Source organism: Mesorhizobium sp. M2E.F.Ca.ET.219.01.1.1 (genome assembly GCF_004016445.2).
In the GTDB taxonomy this organism is placed as follows: Bacteria; Pseudomonadota; Alphaproteobacteria; order Rhizobiales; family Rhizobiaceae; genus Mesorhizobium.
On sequence record NZ_SADT02000001.1, the window covers coordinates 178,059 to 195,814 of the forward strand.

The following is a 17,756-nucleotide window of genomic DNA, read 5'->3' on the forward strand; positions in this document are numbered from 1 at the left end:
GGATCATGCTCGAAACCCCGCCCAAAAAGACTCCCAAAAGGAATTGAAATGCCCCAGTCCAGAAAGATCATCATCGACACCGATCCCGGCCAGGACGATGCCGTCGCCATATTGCTGGCGCTCGGCAGTTCCGAGCTGGAGATCGTCGGCATCACCGCCGTTGCCGGCAACGTGCCGCTGAAGCTGACCCAGAACAACGCCCGCAAGATCTGCGAGCTGGCCGGCAGGCCTGACATCAAGGTCTATGCCGGCGCCATCCGCCCGCTGGCGCGCGAACTCGTCACCGCCGAGGAAGTGCATGGCAAGACCGGCCTGAACGGGCCGCAGCTGCCTGAGCCGACCATGCCGTTGCAGGAACAATATGCCGTCGATTTCATCGTCGAGACGCTGATGCGCGAGGAAAGCGGGACGATCACGCTCTGCCCGCTCGGCCCGCTCACCAACATCGCGCTGGCGCTGATCCGCGAGCCCAGGATCGCGCCGCGCATCAAGGAAATCGTTCTGATGGGCGGCGGCTTCTTCGAAGGCGGCAACGTCACGCCGGCCGCCGAATTCAACATCTATGTCGACCCGCAGGCCGCCGATCTGGTGTTCAAATCGGGCATTCCGATCGTCATGATGCCGCTCGACGTCACCCACAAGGCGCTGACCTCGTCGAAGCGCATCCAGGCTTTCCGCCAGCTCGGCACCAAGGTCGGCACCGCGACCGCCGAGATGCTGGAGTTCTTCGAACGCTATGACGAGGAAAAATACGGTACCGATGGCGGGCCGCTGCACGATCCGTGCGTGATCGCCTATCTTCTCAAGCCGGAACTGTTCAAGGGCCGCCACTGCAATGTCAGCGTGGAGACCGCGTCGGAGCTCACCATGGGCATGACGGTGATCGACTGGTGGGGCGTCACCAAGCGCGAAAAGAACGCCATGGTGATGCGCGACATCGACCATGACGGCTTCTTCGCGCTGCTGGTAGAGAGGTTGGGGCGGCTGAACTGACCGCCCCAAATCATCAGGCGTGCGCCGTCACCCGTTGAGCAGTCGATAGGTGTCGGCGCTGTGCTTGTGATGCTGCCGCTCAATGGACAGCACCGACCTCTCGCTCCACTCATTCCGGAAAGCGGTATGAGATGAACCCATTTTCGCGGATGACGCGCTCGATGCCGATACGCGAGCCGATCACGTGGAGGCGATCGTCGTCGACAAGAAGGGATGAGCCGTCGTCAAGCAAAAGCACATAGTTAATGCGGCCCTGTCCCCACTGGGCACTTCTGATGGTTGCATCGATCGCGACGACCGACCGTATCGGGCTCGCAGCATTGGTCCAGCCAATCACGGCTGCGGGAATCGCCATGAGCAAAATGACAATCGGGATCACGCCGAGCGCGTTCCTTTTCAGATCGGCAAAAGCCCATGACACTGGCATGAATCCCCAACCGCCAATCATGTGGTGAATAGAAGGCCGACTTTCAATCGGCCTTCTATTCCATGAGATTGCCGTTGGTGTGTTGGCTCCCGGGCGCCGTTACTTCGCCTTCGAAAACGCCAGCCATAGGCCGCCGCCGACGAGAAAACTGCCGCTGATGCGCGACATCAGCCTGACGCGGCTGGCCGACAGCAGCCGCCCGGCGCGGCCGGCGGCAAGGGCGTAGGTCGAGTCCGACATGGCGGCGAAGATCATCGCGGTCAGGCCCATGACCACGATCTGCAGCGTGTAATTGCCCTGCGGCGCGATGAACTGCGGGAAGAAGGCGCCGAAGAAGACGAGCGTCTTTGGATTGGAGATCGCCACCAGAAAACCCTGCAGGAAGAAGCCGCCGCGCGGCTTTTTGGCGGAGCCGTCAGGGTTGAGCGTGCCTTTGGCGCGGAACATCTGCACGCCCATCCAGATCAGATAAGCGGCGCCGATCAGCCGCACCCATTCGAACCAGTGGCCCATGCCGGCGATCAGCGTGTTGAGGCCGATGCCGACGATGGCGATCATGATGGCAAGGCCGGCCTGCGTGCCGGCGACGTTGGCCAAGCCCGCGCGCGAACCGTAGCGGATGCTGTTGGCGATGATCAGCGTGACCGTGGGACCCGGCACCAGGATGATGACGACACAGGCGACGACATAGGTTGCGTAAAGTTCCAGCGACATGATTTGCCTCGAACAGGACGGCGCCGACTTGGGCGGAGCGCGATCAATGCACGGGATTGGCGTTGGCGCAAGCTCGCCGGGCACGGCGGCCCGTCACGCAGCCCCCGCCGGCCATGGCAGCGTCGCCTCATAGGCGGCGCCGGCCCTGAGCACGGCGAGGTCGCCGCGCGGGCGGCCGATCAGCTGCATGCCCATCGGCCGGCCTTTTGCGTCGAAGCCGGCCGGCACGTTGAGCGCCGGGCAGCCGCCGAGCGTGGCGAGGGCGGAGACCTGCATCCAGCGGTGATAGCTGTCCATGGTTCGCCCCGCGACCTCGCGCGGCCAGTGGGTTGAGACGTCGAACGGGAAGACCTGCGCGGTCGGCAGAGCGATGAGGTCGAAGCGCTCGAACAGCGACAGCAGCGTGCGATGCCACGACGTGCGCCGGACGGTTGCGGCGTGGATCTGCGGCGCGGTGAGGCGCATCGCCTGCTCCACTTCCCATACGGCCTCAGGCTTCAGAAGCTTGCGTTTTGCCGGATCGTCATAATGCGCTTTCAGCCCGCAGCCGCTGCTTGCCTGGCGCAAGGTAACAAAAGCCTGCCACAGCGCCTCGAAATCGACATCCGGCACCAGCTTTTCGCTGTGGAACGACGCGTCGGCAAAGCGTGCGAGCGCGGCCTCGCAAAGATCGATGACGCCCGGTTCCGTCGGCAGGTGGCCGCCGAGGTCGCCCAGCCAGGCGATGCGGCCGCCGGAGCCTTTTGTCCTCAAGCCGTCGAGGAACGAGCCCTCCTTGGCATAAGACAAGGGCGCCTGCGGATGGTAGCCGGCCTGTTCATCAAGCAAGAGCGCGATGTCGCGGACGCTGCGGCCCATCGGCCCCTCGACACCCATCTGCGAATAGAAGACGTCGATGTCGGGGCCGGCGGGCACGAGCCCTTGCGAGGGACGGAAGCCGTAGACATTGTTGTAGGCGGCCGGATTGCGCAGCGAGCCGCCGAAGTCACTGCCGTCCGCGACCGGCAGCATGTCGAGCGCCAGCGCCACCGCCGCGCCGCCGCTCGATCCGCCGGCGGTGAGCGCCGGGTCGAAGGCGTTGAGCGTCGGCCCGAAGACCGGATTGTAGGTGTTGGAGCCAAGTCCGAATTCCGGAACATTGGTCTTGCCGATGATGATAGCGCCGGCCTTGCGGATGCGCTCGACGAAGAAGTCGTCCGTGTTGGGGACGAAGTCGGCAAAGATCGGCGAGCCGAAGGTGGTTCTAAGCCCCTTGGTCAGGGCGAGGTCCTTAATGGCGATCGGCAGGCCGAACAGCGATCCGGTCTCGCCGCCTCGCGCCAAATAGTCGTCGGCCGCGTCGGCCTCGGCCAGGACATCGGCGCGCTCGCGCAGCGAGACGATGGCGTTGACCAGCGGGTTCACGGCCCCGATGCGGTCGAGGAAAGCGCTGACGACTTCACGCACCGACAATTGTCGCTGTCTGATCCTGTCGGCGAGCTCGACGGCGGGGAGGCGGCAGATGTCGCCGGCTGGCGACACGGCATGCTTGGTGACGGGGCGCATGCTTAACGCGTTCCCGCCAAAGCCGCGTCGACATCCTTGCCCAGCGGGATCGCCGGCTGCGCGCCCGGCTTCAGGCAAGCGAGCGAGCCGGCCGCGGCGGCGCGGATGATTGTGTCCTGAAGCGGCAGGCCGGACGACAGGCCGGCGCCGAAATAGCCGCAGAAGGTGTCGCCGGCGCCGACCGTGTCGACCGGGGTGATCTTCAGCGCCGGGATGGCGAGGAAATCGTCTCGCGTCGCGGCCAGCACGCCGTCGCCACCCAGCGTGACGACGATGGCGCGGCCGGTCTTTTGGGCATAGTCGCGCATGCGGGCAGGGCGGTCGCGCCCGGAAAGCGACAGCGTCTCGCCATAGAGATCGAATTCGGTTTCATTGGCCACGGCATAGTCGGCCTTGCCGAGGAAGCCGGCGGCTTCGGCACGGAAGGGAGCGGTGTTGAGCACGCTGACGGCGCCCGCCGCGCGCGCTGCGTCAAGCGTGGCCTCGACCGTCTGCAGCGGGATCTCGTGCTGCAGGAGCACGACGTCGCCCTTTTTGAGATAGGCCTTGGCGACATCGCCCGGCACCACCGAATCATTGGCGCCCGGCACGACGGCGATGACATTCTCCCCGTCAGCGCCGACCAGGATCAACGCCGTGCCGGTCGAGGCGAAGCTCTGGCCGACACCGGAGAGATCGACATTGCCGGCCCTGAGCAGCGCGAGCGCGTCGGCGGCGAAACTATCCTTGCCGACCGCGCCCACCATGCGCACCTGGGCTCCCGCGCGCGCCGCGGCCAGCGCCTGGTTGGCGCCTTTGCCGCCGGGCGCGGTGGCGAAGCCCGAGCCGCGCACCGTCTCGCCGGGTTCCGGCAGGCGGTCGACATTGGCGATGAGGTCGAGGTTGATCGAACCGACAACGATAATCAAAAAACTGCCTCCCGTTGAAGCGGCTCAACCCGTGCTGAAAGGCGGACCTGCTCCAAGACTCTGCTTTTGCGCAAGTCCAGGCGAAAGGCGCGAAGCGCTTTTCCTGTAATTGCGGGCTGGGCGCGAAGCTAGCCGCAAAGTCCGCCGGTTGCCAGATCATGTCGGTTGTGCGCGCCTACGGCCCACAGGCATCATTCGCAGCGCACGGTGACCATGCCCTGATAATTGCCCGCTGGGAAGATGCCGGGCGACTTCGTGGCGGTCAGATCGACTTGGATGGTATGGGTGCCGTTGGTCACCCGCTGCGGCGAGCTGCCCGGAATGTCCACGCCTGAGCCGTCGAGCCGGAAGACAGTGTCGAAAGTGACGTTGGTGTCGCCACCGCTCGGCGCTGAGGTGAAGGCGATCGGCGCCGGCGCGGAGACGGAATAGCAATCCAAGAGGTTAAGGATGGTGCACAGAAGCGAGTTCGCGGTGATGGTGGCGCCGGCGCTCGACCCGCCTGCCTGCTTGGAGCCGAAGATGTTGATTGCGGGGTTCGATTTCATGGTTCCCGACGCCCCGATCATGATCGTGCAGGTGCCGATGATCGCCGCCTGCGCCGGCAGACAGAAGCCGGCAAGCGCCGCTGCCGCGAGCAGCGCGCTTCTATTTCCGCTTCTTGCCATTGCCGGTCGTGCCTCTGATGGTCCATCCTTCATTGGCCCATCCCGCTGATTTGACTTGTGCTGCGTTGGCTTGGGCCGCGCTGGTCTGGGGCGCGGGGCCTTGGGGTGTGGAGGCGGCCACACTCCCGGTCGTCTGGCCGTCGGCGCCGAGACCCATTTTGAGGAGTTTCAATTCAAGCTGCAGGCGCTCGACTTCCAACTCGTAGAGGCGGCTGCAATCGACGCGTTTCGGCGTCCGCCCGATCGGGATCACCACGCGGCCATAGGTGGCGATGTCGCTGTTGGCCTGGTTGCTCGAGTTGTTGCCGTGGATGACGCCGAGGTCGAGATAAGCGCCGCTGCCGGAAACGGCTGAGCGGCAGGTCGTGCCGTCGCTGGCATGAACTTCGTCCTGGCCCTGGGGCAGGGTGACGCCGGGCAGGCTGAAACCGGTCTGATTCTGGTTCAGGTTCAGGATATCCTCGGCAAGCCCCCGACTGACGACAGCCAGAGCGGGCAGCAAGGACAAGGTCAGAACCTGCGATGCCCGAAGAACTTTCCGCATATCTGTGCCCTTATCTGGGTCTGCTCGCTTGGAAAGGGGATGCTCTCGGTACAGATACGCACTTTACGCTCGTTCGCGCCGTCGAACGGCACGACCACCAGGACAGGGCGCGAAGCCTGGCCGGCCAGAAGGAAGGCGCTCGGCGTGATCCTGGCCGCGACGGGCTGGAAATCCTGGTCGTAGACATGGACCTCCACGCGGATGCGCTGGTTGTACGGGTTGCCCGGAAAGACGCGGACGGCAAAGGCATCGGTGAAGGATCGCACCTCGCCCCGCATCGGCGTCATCGACTGGCCGGTCGCCGCAACGGAAGACAGCGCGGCGATCAGGCCCGCCGCTAGGATTGCAATTCTTCTCAAGGACCGCTCCTTTCGCGTGAGGACTATTCGCAGCGCAGCGTCACCGTTGCCTGGTAGTTGCCGGCGGAGAACCGGTTCGTGCCGCTCTTGGTGCCGGCGAGATTAACCGCCACCGTCGATGTGCCCGGCACCGTCAGCGCCGTCGCGGTGCCGGTTTCGGCAATCGTCTGCGCGCCTGAAGTGGCGAAGGTCGGAGTCCATGTCGTCGCCGTCGTGTCCGATGCCGGCACGGTCGTCGTGGTTACCGGGTCCACGCTGAGCGAGACGCCGCCCGTCGTATCGACCTGAGCGCTGCCCGCAGAGCCGCCGGCATTGTGCGAGCTCAGCGACTGAAGATTGCTGCTCACGGTCATCGTGCCGTTGGAGTTGATCGTGATGGTGCAGGTCGCGGTGATCGTGCCATTGAACAGCACGTTTCCGGTGGTGGCCGATGCCGTCTGGCAGGCGCAGGCGGCCAGCAGGCTCGCGGCCATGGCGACGCGAAAGAACTTCATTGAGACCCCTCTTTCGAGCCGGATGGTGCCGGCTCAACGTCGGGTCATCTTCCCTTTATCGTGGTTAATTTAGGGTTAAGTGAAATAAAGTCGGGAAGCAACTACAAGGAAAATCGGCGATAACCATAGGTTGTCGCCGGTTGCATTTTGCGAATAACCCAATCGGTTTATTTGGGAGTACCGATTTATATTACGATACGCGGTTTTTCGCAATGGCATGCCAAAAAATCGATAGTTTCAGGACCCCACTTGGCCTGCTTCCCAACCGAGGATGGCGCGCTTGCGTGTCAGACCCCAGTGGTAGCCTGTGAGCGCGCCGGACTTGCCCAGCGCCCGATGGCAGGGCACCACGAAGGACATCGGATTGGCGCCCACCGCCGCGCCGACCGCCCGGCTGGCGCTGGGATGGCCGATACTCGCCGCGATCGAGGAATAGGTGCAGGCCCTGCCCATCGGGATGCGCAGCAAGGCTTCCCAGACGCGCAGCTGGAAATCGGTGCCGATCATCACCACGCGCAGCGGCTGGTCGGCGCGCCACTTCGTCGGGTCGAAGACCCGCGCGGCGTAAGCCTGGGTGGCCGACATGTCCTCGACATAGGTCGCGTTCGGCCAGCGGCCGGACATGTCCGCGAAGGCAGCCCGCTCGCCGCCGGCATCGCAGAAGGCGAGGCCCGCGAGGCCGCGGTCAGTGACCATGATCAGCGCGATGCCGAAAGGCGAGATGTGGTAGCCGTAGCGGATGGTGAGACCCGCGCCCCTGGTCTTGTAGTCGCCGGGCGACATTGCCTCATGGGTGACGAAGAGGTCGTGCAGCCGGCCTGGGCCGGACATGCCGAGCTCGAACGACGTCTCCAGGAGCGGCATGCCGGAATCGAGCAGCCTGCGGGCGTGGTCGAGCGTCACCGCCTGCAGGAAGGCTTTCGGCGACAGGCCGGCCCAGCGCGTGAACAGCTTCTGCAGGCCGGTCGGCGTCTCGCCCACTTCCTCGGCCAGCACCTCCAGCGAGGGCTGGTCGCGATAGTCGAGGCTGATCTTCTCGATGGCGCGGCGCACGACGTCGTAGTCGCTGCCTTCCAGCGTGATGTCGTTCTCAAGGATCGCGATCGGCTTCATCTGCGTATTCATGGTCATCTGAGCGTTCATGGCAATATCTCCTTGGCCGCGAATATCGGCCTTCCAGAGCTTTGCAGCCACCCGAAACTTGCCTTCCCGGCGCCGGCACCCAGATAGAGTGAGCTTCGGGCCGAAGAGGACAATCATGGCCAGCGAAAGGGTGGATCTCACCGGGGCAAGGGAGACCTTGCTGATGACGCTCTACGGCAAGGCGCTGGAGAGCCGGCTGCCCAATTCGCTGCTCCAGGATCGCTTCGCCGACGAGGCGGTGAAGAAGATCGACTATGATTTCTCGAGGCTCAAGGTCGACGGCAATCTCGGGCTGGGCTTTGCGATCCGGGCGAAAACACTGGACGTGTGCGTCGCGGATTTCCTTGAGAGATATCCGGATGCGATCGTGCTGCATTTGGGATGCGGGCTCGATACGCGGATATTTCGCGTCGACCCGCTGCCAGGCGTCGACTGGTTCGACGTCGATTACCCGGAGGTCATCGAGCTCAGGCACAGGCTCTATCCGCCCCGTGACTGCTATCACCTTGTCGCCTCGTCGGTGATCGAGCCGGATTGGCTGACCGTGGTGCCCCGCAACCGTCCCGCCATGGTGTTGGCGGAGGGGCTTACACCCTATCTCCCGGCCGATGAGGGGCCGCGGCTGTTCGCGCGGCTTGTCTCCCATCTGGCCGGCGGCGAGTTGATGTTCGATGCCTATAGCCGTTTCGGGCTGAAGCTGATGCGCCTCAATCCGGCCATCAAGGCCACAGGCTCCGAAGTCCACTGGGCCATCGAGGATCCGCGCGAACTGGAGCGGGCGGTGCCAAAACTCCGCTTCATCGGCGAGATCCCGTCCTACAAGCCGCAGCAAGGGGCGCGGCTTAGCTGGTCCGCGCGCTTGTTCGTTGGCCTCTGGAGGCTTATCCCCGCCATGCGCAAGGTCGGCAGGTTGCTGCGCTACCGGTTCTGATTTGCTTGGGCGTCAGCGCGTCTTGGCGGTCGCCAGCGCGCGTGAAAAGGCGGTGGCGAAGCTTTCGCGGTCGTCGGGATTGAGGAAGCCGCCGATCGCCACGCTCTTGCCCTGCGCTTCGACGGCCATCCTGGTGATGCCGATCTCAGCGTGGCGAGCGATCGAGAAGCGCGCCCAGAACGGGTTGAAGCGATGCGCTTCCGAGCGGCCGGACGGCGCCGTCTTGCGGATGTCGAGGCTGGTGCGCGAGACCGAAATCTCCTCACGGGCACGCGCGGCGCGATAGTTGGCGCGGAAAGCGATATAGACGGCGATCACATCGAGGCCGAAGAAGCCAAACACCGGCCAGGCGCCATGCGCCAGGAAAAAAGCGCCGGTGACGATCCAGCCGGAGACAAGCGCGCCCATCAGAATCAGGAAGCCGGTACGGCCGAGCGAGCGGTGCGGCGTCAGCAAGGCCTGGAAAAATGGCTCGTCGGCCTGGAACGAGGCGTTTGTGTCGCTCATGAGGGGCTATTATAGGAGGGAAATGGCGCCTCCCAAGTCGAAAAAATCCGCAGCTGTCAAAAAGTCTCAACCCTCCACTGCCAGTGGCGGCCGGGCGCCCGGTGGACGGCCGCGAAAGGCCGCCTCGCGTTCGCTTTACAGCCCCGCCGAGGTGCATGAGATCTTCCGGCGCTTTTCGGTGCAGCGGCCGGAGCCGAAAGGCGAGCTCGACTATGTCAACGCCTTCACAATGCTGGTCGCGGTGGTGTTGTCGGCGCAGGCGACCGACGCCGGCGTCAACAAGGCGACCAAGGCACTGTTCGCAGATGCCGACACGCCAGCCAGGATGCTGGCGCTGGGCGAGGCCAAGGTCGGCGATTATATTCGCACGATAGGGCTGTGGCGCAACAAGGCGAAGAACGTGATCGCGCTGTCGAAGGCGCTGATCGACGATCATGCGGGCCAGGTGCCGCAGGATCGCGACGAGTTGGTGAAGCTGCCGGGCGTCGGGCGCAAGACCGCCAATGTCGTGCTCAACGTCGCCTTCGGCCAGCACACGATGGCGGTCGACACGCATATCTTCCGCATCGGCAACCGGATCGGGCTGGCCCCCGGCAAAACGCCGGAACAGGTCGAACAGGGGCTTCTCAAGGTCATCCCGGCCGAGTTTATGCGCCACGCGCATCACTGGCTGATCCTGCATGGCCGCTATGTCTGCAAGGCGCGCAAGCCTGATTGCCCGGCCTGCGTGATCGCCGATATCTGCAAGTCGAAGGAGAAGACCACCGACATTCCGGCCCCGCTGGTGCCGATCGCGCCGCTGGATGAGACGTTTCCGGCCGAGGCCTAGTCTAGAGCGGGTTTGGCGGTTCCCCGAATCGCCGAGCCGCTCTAGGTCTTTGTTCGCGCAATTCCGGACGGAAAACCGCTGCGCACTTTTCCTGGAATTGCTCAGTTGCCGTAGCCGCGCGCCATGGCTGCGGCAAAAACCGGGATTAGCAGGAAGATGAAGCCTTCGGCGCGGACATAATTCTTCACCGAGGCGAGTTCCGCCGCCGGCACCGCGAAAGAGGGATTGCCGCTGGCCTGCCTGTTCCAGGAGATGAAGCGGATGGTGGGCACGACCGACAGCAGGCCGACGATGGCGAAGGCCGCCATCTTTGCCCAGAACACCCAGTTGTAGATGTAGAATTCCCAACCCTTCAGGCCGAAGAGCACCCGGCAGACGCCGACGATGATGATCAGCGCGGCGATGATGCCGTAGTGGCGGTCGATGCCGGCAAGGCGCTTCAGCGTTGCCGCACCCAGATCGCCGCGCACCAGCACGAACTCGGCGCCGATGATGCCGGCCAGCGAGAACACCAGCAGATGATGGAGAATGGCTAATACAAGATCAGTAGTGTCCATGTTCTTCCCTGCGCCTGGTGGCCGCGAAGCGGCTGGATACTGTGTCCGAAGAGTAGCATCATAGGTCAGGATTCCCAGACGGCGAAATCGTTGCGCTGGAGGATGATCCCGGACAATCCTGGCCCTTGCCAGGGGACGCCGGTTTGCTAGAGCAGTCCCAGGAAAAGTGCGAGCGGTTTTCCGTCCGGAATTGCGTAAAAACAAGAGTTAGTGTGTTTCACCGTTTCCGCGAAACGGTGAAACAGACTAAGCGCTGCCGTCTCAAAGAGAGGAGTGCCATGAGCGTCAAAACGGAAGCTGGCGTGCCGGTCCTGGAGACGGCGCGGACTATCCTGCGGCCTCATCGTCTGGGCGATTTCGAGACGTATGCCGCCATATGGGCGGAACCTGCGGTGACCCGTTTCATCGGCGGCAAGCCGCGCACGCGCGAGGAAAGCTGGATGCGCTTCCTACGCCATGCCGGCCTGTGGTCACTAATCGGCTACGGCTTCTGGGCGATCGAAGACATGACGGGGCATTTCATCGGCGAGGCTGGCTTCCATGACTTGAAGCGCGAGATCGAACCTTCGATCGAAGGCGTGCCGGAAGCCGGCTGGGCCCTGGCCTCGGAGGTACAAGGCCGAGGGCTTGCGAGCGAGGTTGTCGGGCGGATCGTCGCCTGGAGCGACGAGGCGTTCGGAGAGGCGAGAACCGTCTGCATCATCGATCCGGAAAATGGCGCTTCGTTGAAGGTGGCCGAAAAGAACGGTTATGGAGAGATTTTGCGCACCACCTATCACGAGAAGCCGACGATCCTACTGGAACGGCGGGCTGGAGGGGCTGTCGCCTAGTCCCCGACACAGGGATTTTGAAAGGTTACCGTTTGTCTTGGTGCAAGATTTTCCGCTCATGTCCGTGAAATCAGCGCAAACGCCGGGAATTGGTTGAAGCCGCCCCAACCTCGTCATTCTATGGCGGAGCAAGGAGCGAAGCGACGCGGCGCAGACCATGGAATCCATGCCGTGACATGGAAGCGCCGCCACGGTGCAGAATTCTGCTCCGTTGCACGCCTTGGCGAAGGTAACGGCATGGATTCCAGGGTCTCCGCGACGGAGCTTCGCTCCTGCTTCGCCCTGGAATGACGATCGCGACGGGCGTTACGGCCAATCTCCAAGGCATGCCAACCTGCCAACGCAAACCCTGGAATTGCTCCAGAGTTGGATAATCAGCCGGCTTTGCGGCGCAGCGTTCGCGTCAAAGTCTCCCAGCTATCCGCCGTTGCATCGCGCTCGCTGCGATTGGCGCGCAGCACCGTGGTTGCGTCGAATGGCTGGGGCCGCGCAATCGCATAGCCTTGCGCATAGTCGACGCCGATCGCTTTCAAGGCGTCGAGGATGCCGTCGCTTTCGACGAATTCGGCGATGGTGCGTTTTCCCGTCACCTTGCCGATGTGATGGATCATTTCGACCATGGCTCGGTCGATGCGGTCGTCGAGCATGTCCTTGACGAAGCTGCCGTCGATCTTGAGGTAGTCGACCGGCAAATGCTTCAGATAGGCGAAGGAAGACATGCCGGAGCCGAAATCGTCGAGCGCGAAGCGGCAGCCCAGCCCGCGCAGATCGGCGATGAAGCGCATGGCTTCGGAAAGATTGGCGATGGCGCTGGTCTCGGTGATCTCCAGGCAAATCGTTTCGGGCGCAACGGCGTGCGCGGCGAACTGCTCGCGCATGAAGCCGAGGAAGGTCTCGTCGCCGAAGGTGGCGCCGGAGAGATTGATCGCGCAGGTGGATATCGGCGTCGCGCGCGGGTCAGCGCGCCTGGCCGCCAAGGTGGCGAAGGTGTTGCGCACTACCCAGCGATCGATCGCCGGCATCAATCCGTAGCGCTCGGCCGCGGGAATGAAGCTCTGCGGTGTGACGAAGCTGCCGTCCTCGTCGGTCAGCCTCAGCAGGATTTCGATATGCGCGCCCTGCTCCGGAATATCGTCGCGCAGGGGCGCGATCTCCTGCGCATGCAGTCTGAAGCGGTTCTCGTCCAGCGCGGCATGCAGACGCTGCACCCAGGCCATCTCGCCGAACCGCTCGCGCAGCGCGGTGTCGCCCTCGCTGTGGAACTGGACGCGGTTGCGGCCCTTTTCCTTCGCCATGTAGCAGGCGACGTCGGCGGCGCGCAGCACCTCCTCCAGCGTCATGCCGACATTGGCGACTTCGACCATGCCGATGCTGACGCTGATGTTGAAGGGGCGCCCGTCCCAGGAGAAATGCAGGTCCTGGACCGTGGCGCGCAGCCGTTCGGCCGTTGCGGCGGCACAGTCGGCATCGCAATCGAACAGCAGCACGCCGAATTCGTCGCCGCCGAGCCTGGCCAGAATATCGCCGGGCGGCAGCTCGTTGGCGAGCAGTACCGAGATCTGGCGCAGCAGCTGGTCGCCGGCGGCATGGCCGCATGTGTCGTTGACCAGCTTGAACTGATCGAGGTCGAGATACATCAGCGCGTGCCGGCGCGACCTTTCCGGCGCTTCGGAGATCGCGCCTGCCAGCCGGTTCTCGAAGTCGCGGCGGTTCACCAGCCCGGTCAGCGCATCATGCGATGCCTGCCACGACAGGCGCTCGATATAATCCTGCTCGCGCGTCATGTCGTGCAGGGCCAGGACACAGCCGAGGATCTGGCCTGAAACGGTCAGCGGTGCGCCATTCAGCGCCACCGGCACGACCGAGCCGTCAGGACGCTCCAGGAGCTGCGGGCGCACATTGGAGCGGCGCGGCTCTCCTGCCAGCAGGCGCGGGATCAGATCGGTCTCCTCGACTCCGCTGTCCTTGTCGAGGAGCCGGAACAAGGAGGGGATGGGTCTGCCCCTGGCCGCGGCCAGCGAGCAGGCAAGCAACCGCTCCGCCCCGGCATTCATATAGTCGAGCCGCCCCTCGGCATCGGTGCTGATGACGGCCTGGCCGATCGAGGCCAGCGTGATCTGGGCACGCTCGCGCTCGGTGTTGAGGGCGCTCTGAAACGCCTGGCGCTGTATCATCAGCTTGCGCGTGCGCCAGACGACGAGCAGGATAAGCAGGGCGGCGGTGGCGAGATTGGCCGCCGTCAGCGCCATCTTGATGAAGCGCGATCCCTCGCCGAGGCTGTCGGAAAAGGCCTTGGCAAGCGGTCCGATCCGGCGGTCGAGCTGATGGATTTTTTCCTTCCAGAGACCGATCTCAGCCGCGGATGCCGGCCCCTTCTCAAGCCTTCGATGCATGTACTCGCCAAGTCCCTCGATGGCGAGGATCATCTCATCGGCCGATGTCCAGTGGCGGATCGCGGTGTCGAGATAGCTGACGCGGCGGAAATTCCGGAACAGCCAGATCAGGCCGTCAACATCGTCGGGGTGGTTGTTGCCGCCGAGAAAGCCAATCCTGGCCGCATTCGTGTCGGGCTCGGTCCGTTCGAGCGCCAGCCGCGCGGCGCGATCGGCGAGCGGCACGGCGATGGCTTGACGATATTCGTTGAAATACTCCTGCTGGCCGGCATCGGCATAGAGGTTCAGGAAGTAGATGGCGTGCTTCTGGCCTTTCGACCATTGGCTTTCGCCGCCGACATAGGCGCGGACAGCCGATAATGTGTGAAGGCTGAGGGTTGCAACCAGCGCCTGGATCAGGACCACCGCGACAAAGGGCCAGACCAACCCTATCAGACGCGGACCGGCATCGGTCGACGAGAGCTTCATCCCATTCCCATGGAGCTCGTTCAGGCTCCCTCGGTGTCTGTCCGACTGGCTCATCCGTCGGTTGAGACGATATTCTTCCCCACATGTCGCCCGGTTATTGGCGACATCGATCCAGATAGCGCGCCTGGCTTAACGGCCGATAAATTTGCCCAGTATTTGTTTCATGAATTATTGCTCAGAAACAGAAGAGCGCTTACGCCGCGTGATGGCGATATTTGACGCATAGTATCGATCCGTGTTGCCGGGGCGCGGAAGAAAAAGCCGGCAACATCAAACCGATAGCGTTACACCGCAGCCATCTCTCAGCGCTTGGCCTTCGATCTGTTGAGGGCCACGGCTTCGCGAACGAGCGCCTTCAGCGCAGCTTCGTCGACCCTGTCGCCTTGCTTGAAATCGATGGCGCGCCTCGTGTTGCCTTCGAGGCTGGAGTTGAAGAGCTTCTTGGGATCGGGCAGCGCCGCGCCCCTGGCGAAGGTCAGCTTGACGACGGCCTTGTAGGTTTCGCCGGTGCAGATGATGCCGGCATCCTCCCAAACCGGCACGCCGCGCCATTTCCAGGTCTCGATCGCTTCGGGCGCGGCCTGCCGGATCAGGGCGCGGAGCCGGGCAAGCATCTCGCCGCGCCAGTCGCCCAGTTCCTCGATCCTTCCGTCGATCAGCTCGGACGCAGACCTGCCGTCCTGCTCGCCGTCTTCTTGCATGTCTGGTCTCTCCTCGATGCTAGATATGAGATCGCCGCCGTGGTCCTTCGGGAGGCGGCGCTTGATCCTTCCTTGCGCTTACATCCGTTCGCCGGGCAGCCGGCTCGCCTGTTTCACCCAGGAAACGAACCGCTCCTCGTCGAGCCGATCTTCTTCATGGATATGGACATAGCGCGTGTCCCTGCTCTTGGATTCGACCGGAGGCACGGGGTCCAGCGACAGGCCACGAAAGAACGCCACCTTGATGTATTTGGCGAAGCAATGGATGCCGAGGAACCAGCCTTCGCCTTCCATGCCGTAGAATGGAGAATTCCATTTGACGGCCTTTTGCACATTGGGAATGGCTTGCACGATGAGCTGGTCGAGCCGTCGCGCGACCTCGCTCTTCCAGCCCGGCAGCGCCGCGATATAGGCCTGCACGGGAGCGTCGCCATGGCCCTTGGCGATCTGCGGATTGCCGCCCGAAAGCAGGACCGGCTTCGTGTCCGGGGATCTTGCGGCAGTCGGGCGCGATCTCGCCTTGGCCATCAGGCCGGTCCCACGCGCTCGCGCGCTGCCCCGCCACGTGATTTGGCGGCATAAGGCAGCACGAACATATAGAGCCCGCTGAACAGCAGCAGGAAAAGCGGGATCAACGGCGAATAGACGATCCAGGCGGGCGGCGGGCCCATGGCCATGGCGGCGAAATTGGCAATGACGGTAACGGTGAAGATGATCGACAGCCAGCGATGAAGCTGCCTGATCCATTTGCTCCAGTCCAATCTAACCTCCTTTGCAAATGACGAGACGGATCGAGCTCTCTACCAGCGCGCCAGCTGCGAAAGCTGAATGAGGTTGCCGCAGGTGTCGTTGAGCTGCGCGATGGTGGCGCCCGTCACAGCGGTCGGCGCCATGGCGAAGTTGCCGCCATTGGCCTTGATGCGCTCATGGTCGGCGTTGATGTCGTCAGTGAACAGCATCAACGCCGGCTGGCCCTGCTTGAAGATGGCCTGCTGGTAGGTTTTTGCCGCCGGATTGTCGTTGAGCGCCAGTTGCAGCTCGGTGCCGTCCGGATCGTCGGGCGAAGTAACGGTCAGCCAGCGAAACGGTCCATTGGTGAAGTCGGCCTTCTTGGTGAAGCCCAGAACGTCGGTGTAGAAACCGAGAGCCTTCTCCTGGTCGTCGACATAGATGCTGGTCAGCTTGATCTTCATTTTGATGTCTCCATTGCTCACGCCTGCGGTTTGCCGCCCCGCCAGGATCGTGTCTGTGTTTTGAAGCTTTGCGGACCTCAATCGATCCGCGAAAGCAACTGCTCCAGGGCCGTGATGTTGCGCTTCCAGCCCACCGTAGCGCCGCGGTAGTACGGCTCCTGGTCGGCGCGGAAGCCGACCTGCTCCATGCGCAGATGCGTGCCCGTGCTCGTCGGGGTCAGCGTCCAGGTGACCACGCTCTCGAGGTCCTTGGTGTCCCAGCTGTAGGATAAGGTCCGGTTGGGCTCGACCGTCCGCACCTGGCAGTCGACGCCTCCCCACTCCGCGCTCATCTTGAAGCGGTGGTCCACGACCGGCTTGAAGTTGTTCTTCATCAGCCACTCCTCGATGAGATGCGGTTGGGTGAGCGCGCGCCAGATCTTTTCCGGCGGAAAAGCTATCTCGCGCTCGACGATGACGGAGCGCGTTGCAGCTGAAACTTCGTTCATTGATCCATCCTTTTGAGCAGGTCCTCCAGATCGTCGAACCGGCTTTCCCAAAACCCCGCCATGTCGCGCGCCCAGTCCATCAGCGGCGCGAGCGCCTTGAGCTGCGCGCTGTAGTGGGTCTGGCGCCCTTCATGGCGGTCGCGCACCAGCCCAGCCTCCTTGAGCACGCCGAGATGCTTCGACACCGCCGGCTGCGACACACCTGCCTGCGCGGTGAGGGCTCCGACCGTCTGCTCGCCCTGGCGGCACAGACGTTCGAAGATGGCGCGCCGGGTCGGATCGGCAAGCGTCCTGAACAGCATATCGTGCGCGGTCGTCATTTCTAATCAATAACCTGGTGGCTATTGATTGACGTATAACCGTCGGGATATGTATGAGTCAAGCAGCGAATTGGGACGGCCCGGCCGCGACGGTGGATCGCCACCGGCATGCCGGTATGGGCCGAACGATATTGAACAGGCGTCCGCTTAAGACGACGGATCGGCCGCCGGAAAGGTCAGATCCCGCAGCAGCGTCGAAAGCTCGGGCTCGTCGATGAGCAGGGCAGCATCTGCCGGCGGCAGCCATGCGCGTTGCCGGTTCGCGGCCTCCCGCCAATCGGCAAGTTCCTCCGTGACTTGAAGGAGAAAGACCGAAACATCCACGCGAATGAAGCCATCGGTCATGCGTTTCCAATAGGAATAGGTACCGGCAGGCTGCTTGAGGGCCTTGCCGAGAACACCGGCCTCTTCCTGGGCTTCGATCGTTGCCGCCTTGCGTCCGCTCTTGCCCTTCATGGGCCAGCCCTTGGGCACGATGAAGCGCCGCGTGGTGCGCGAGGTGACGAGCAGCACTTCGAGACCGCCGTCTTCCCGCAACCGAAACGGAATGGCCGCCACCTGGCGGATCCGTTGCCCTTTCTTGGCTCGGCGAACTGCTTTCTTCTTGGTTGTTGCCATCCCAAATTCCGGTGAGAGCAGCATCCCTGCCATACGCTATCGGCGCAGGCAAAAACCTGTCCCCTGCAAACCCTAGAGCGCCTCACCGTTTCGTGGAAACGGCGAACCGCTCTATTTCTCTGTCTT

The 17,756-nt window shown here is 63.4% G+C and carries 23 protein-coding genes; 4 read left to right on the forward strand and 19 right to left on the reverse strand.

What is annotated here, in order from left to right:
* Positions 1-48: 48 nt before the first annotated feature.
* Positions 49-993, forward strand: coding sequence for a nucleoside hydrolase (locus EN862_RS00775; RefSeq protein WP_127868388.1), 945 nt, complete (start codon positions 49-51; stop codon positions 991-993).
* A gap of 109 nt (positions 994-1,102) precedes the next feature.
* On the opposite strand, the gene EN862_RS00780 is transcribed toward EN862_RS00775, so the two are convergent.
* From EN862_RS00780 to EN862_RS00820, 9 genes are all read right to left on the reverse strand, one after another.
* Positions 1,103-1,420, reverse strand: coding sequence for a hypothetical protein (locus EN862_RS00780; protein WP_127868389.1), 318 nt, complete (start codon positions 1,418-1,420; stop codon positions 1,103-1,105).
* A gap of 99 nt (positions 1,421-1,519) precedes the next feature.
* Positions 1,520-2,134, reverse strand: coding sequence for a LysE family translocator (locus tag EN862_RS00785; RefSeq protein ID WP_127868390.1), 615 nt, complete (start codon positions 2,132-2,134; stop codon positions 1,520-1,522).
* A gap of 93 nt (positions 2,135-2,227) precedes the next feature.
* Positions 2,228-3,679, reverse strand: a complete 1,452-nt coding sequence (locus tag EN862_RS00790) for an amidase (RefSeq protein WP_127868391.1) — start codon at positions 3,677-3,679, stop codon at positions 2,228-2,230.
* Between the two features lie 2 nt (positions 3,680-3,681).
* Positions 3,682-4,587, reverse strand: coding sequence for a ribokinase (locus tag EN862_RS00795; protein WP_127868392.1), 906 nt, complete (start codon positions 4,585-4,587; stop codon positions 3,682-3,684).
* A gap of 191 nt (positions 4,588-4,778) precedes the next feature.
* Positions 4,779-5,255: a hypothetical protein gene (locus EN862_RS00800; RefSeq protein ID WP_127868393.1), complete on the reverse strand. Its 477-nt coding sequence runs from the start codon at positions 5,253-5,255 to the stop codon at positions 4,779-4,781.
* Positions 5,236-5,799 (reverse strand): hypothetical protein, encoded by a 564-nt coding sequence (locus tag EN862_RS00805; RefSeq protein WP_127868394.1) that lies wholly within the window; start codon positions 5,797-5,799, stop codon positions 5,236-5,238. Before EN862_RS00805 ends, EN862_RS00800 begins: the two co-directional genes overlap by 20 nt.
* On the reverse strand, positions 5,766-6,149 hold the full coding sequence (locus tag EN862_RS00810; protein ID WP_245519541.1) for a hypothetical protein: 384 nt from the start codon (positions 6,147-6,149) through the stop codon (positions 5,766-5,768). The genes EN862_RS00805 and EN862_RS00810 overlap by 34 nt, the downstream gene beginning before the upstream one ends.
* 32 nt (positions 6,150-6,181) lie before the next feature.
* Positions 6,182-6,652, reverse strand: coding sequence for a hypothetical protein (locus EN862_RS00815; RefSeq protein WP_127868396.1), 471 nt, complete (start codon positions 6,650-6,652; stop codon positions 6,182-6,184).
* Positions 6,653-6,889: 237 nt separating this feature from the next.
* A complete protein-coding gene (locus EN862_RS00820) occupies positions 6,890-7,795 on the reverse strand; it encodes a methylated-DNA--[protein]-cysteine S-methyltransferase (RefSeq protein ID WP_127868397.1) in 906 nt (301 codons plus the stop codon).
* Between the two features lie 115 nt (positions 7,796-7,910).
* Here EN862_RS00820 and EN862_RS00825 point away from each other — a divergent pair, with 115 nt between their 5' ends.
* Positions 7,911-8,726: a class I SAM-dependent methyltransferase gene (locus tag EN862_RS00825; RefSeq protein WP_127868398.1), complete on the forward strand. Its 816-nt coding sequence runs from the start codon at positions 7,911-7,913 to the stop codon at positions 8,724-8,726.
* Between the two features lie 12 nt (positions 8,727-8,738).
* Here the strand turns inward: EN862_RS00825 and EN862_RS00830 are convergent, their stop codons facing one another.
* On the reverse strand, positions 8,739-9,233 hold the full coding sequence (locus EN862_RS00830) for a DUF2244 domain-containing protein (protein ID WP_127868399.1): 495 nt from the start codon (positions 9,231-9,233) through the stop codon (positions 8,739-8,741).
* A 22-nt stretch (positions 9,234-9,255) separates the two neighbouring features.
* Here EN862_RS00830 and nth point away from each other — a divergent pair, with 22 nt between their 5' ends.
* Positions 9,256-10,062 carry an endonuclease III gene (nth, locus tag EN862_RS00835; RefSeq protein WP_127868400.1) on the forward strand — a complete coding sequence of 269 codons (807 nt, stop codon included), beginning with the start codon at positions 9,256-9,258 and terminating at the stop codon, positions 10,060-10,062.
* Between the two features lie 101 nt (positions 10,063-10,163).
* Here nth and EN862_RS00840 read toward each other — a convergent pair whose 3' ends face one another.
* Positions 10,164-10,619, reverse strand: coding sequence for a DUF2214 family protein (locus EN862_RS00840; RefSeq protein ID WP_127868401.1), 456 nt, complete (start codon positions 10,617-10,619; stop codon positions 10,164-10,166).
* A gap of 278 nt (positions 10,620-10,897) precedes the next feature.
* Between EN862_RS00840 and EN862_RS00845 the strand changes: the two genes are divergently transcribed.
* Positions 10,898-11,449: a GNAT family N-acetyltransferase gene (locus EN862_RS00845; RefSeq protein ID WP_127868402.1), complete on the forward strand. Its 552-nt coding sequence runs from the start codon at positions 10,898-10,900 to the stop codon at positions 11,447-11,449.
* A 374-nt stretch (positions 11,450-11,823) separates the two neighbouring features.
* Here the strand turns inward: EN862_RS00845 and EN862_RS00850 are convergent, their stop codons facing one another.
* The 8 genes from EN862_RS00850 to EN862_RS00885 form a co-directional block, all read right to left on the reverse strand.
* On the reverse strand, positions 11,824-14,310 hold the full coding sequence (locus EN862_RS00850; RefSeq protein ID WP_127868403.1) for an EAL domain-containing protein: 2,487 nt from the start codon (positions 14,308-14,310) through the stop codon (positions 11,824-11,826).
* A 302-nt stretch (positions 14,311-14,612) separates the two neighbouring features.
* Positions 14,613-15,011 (reverse strand): DUF1801 domain-containing protein, encoded by a 399-nt coding sequence (locus EN862_RS00855; RefSeq protein WP_127868404.1) that lies wholly within the window; start codon positions 15,009-15,011, stop codon positions 14,613-14,615.
* Between the two features lie 78 nt (positions 15,012-15,089).
* The gene (locus tag EN862_RS00860) at positions 15,090-15,539 is read right to left on the reverse strand and encodes a DUF1801 domain-containing protein (RefSeq protein WP_127868405.1); all 450 of its coding nucleotides are present in this window, start codon (positions 15,537-15,539) and stop codon (positions 15,090-15,092) included.
* Positions 15,539-15,772 carry a hypothetical protein gene (locus EN862_RS36535; RefSeq protein ID WP_127868406.1) on the reverse strand — a complete coding sequence of 78 codons (234 nt, stop codon included), beginning with the start codon at positions 15,770-15,772 and terminating at the stop codon, positions 15,539-15,541. The genes EN862_RS00860 and EN862_RS36535 overlap by 1 nt, the downstream gene beginning before the upstream one ends.
* A gap of 39 nt (positions 15,773-15,811) precedes the next feature.
* Complete coding sequence (locus tag EN862_RS00870) at positions 15,812-16,204, reverse strand: VOC family protein (RefSeq protein WP_127868407.1); 393 nt, start codon at positions 16,202-16,204, stop codon at positions 15,812-15,814.
* A gap of 77 nt (positions 16,205-16,281) precedes the next feature.
* Positions 16,282-16,692 carry an SRPBCC domain-containing protein gene (locus EN862_RS00875; RefSeq protein WP_127868408.1) on the reverse strand — a complete coding sequence of 137 codons (411 nt, stop codon included), beginning with the start codon at positions 16,690-16,692 and terminating at the stop codon, positions 16,282-16,284.
* Positions 16,689-17,012, reverse strand: a complete 324-nt coding sequence (locus tag EN862_RS00880) for a metalloregulator ArsR/SmtB family transcription factor (protein WP_127868409.1) — start codon at positions 17,010-17,012, stop codon at positions 16,689-16,691. Before EN862_RS00880 ends, EN862_RS00875 begins: the two co-directional genes overlap by 4 nt.
* A gap of 147 nt (positions 17,013-17,159) precedes the next feature.
* Positions 17,160-17,630 (reverse strand): NUDIX hydrolase, encoded by a 471-nt coding sequence (locus EN862_RS00885; RefSeq protein ID WP_127868410.1) that lies wholly within the window; start codon positions 17,628-17,630, stop codon positions 17,160-17,162.
* Between the last annotated feature and the right edge of the window lie 126 nt (positions 17,631-17,756).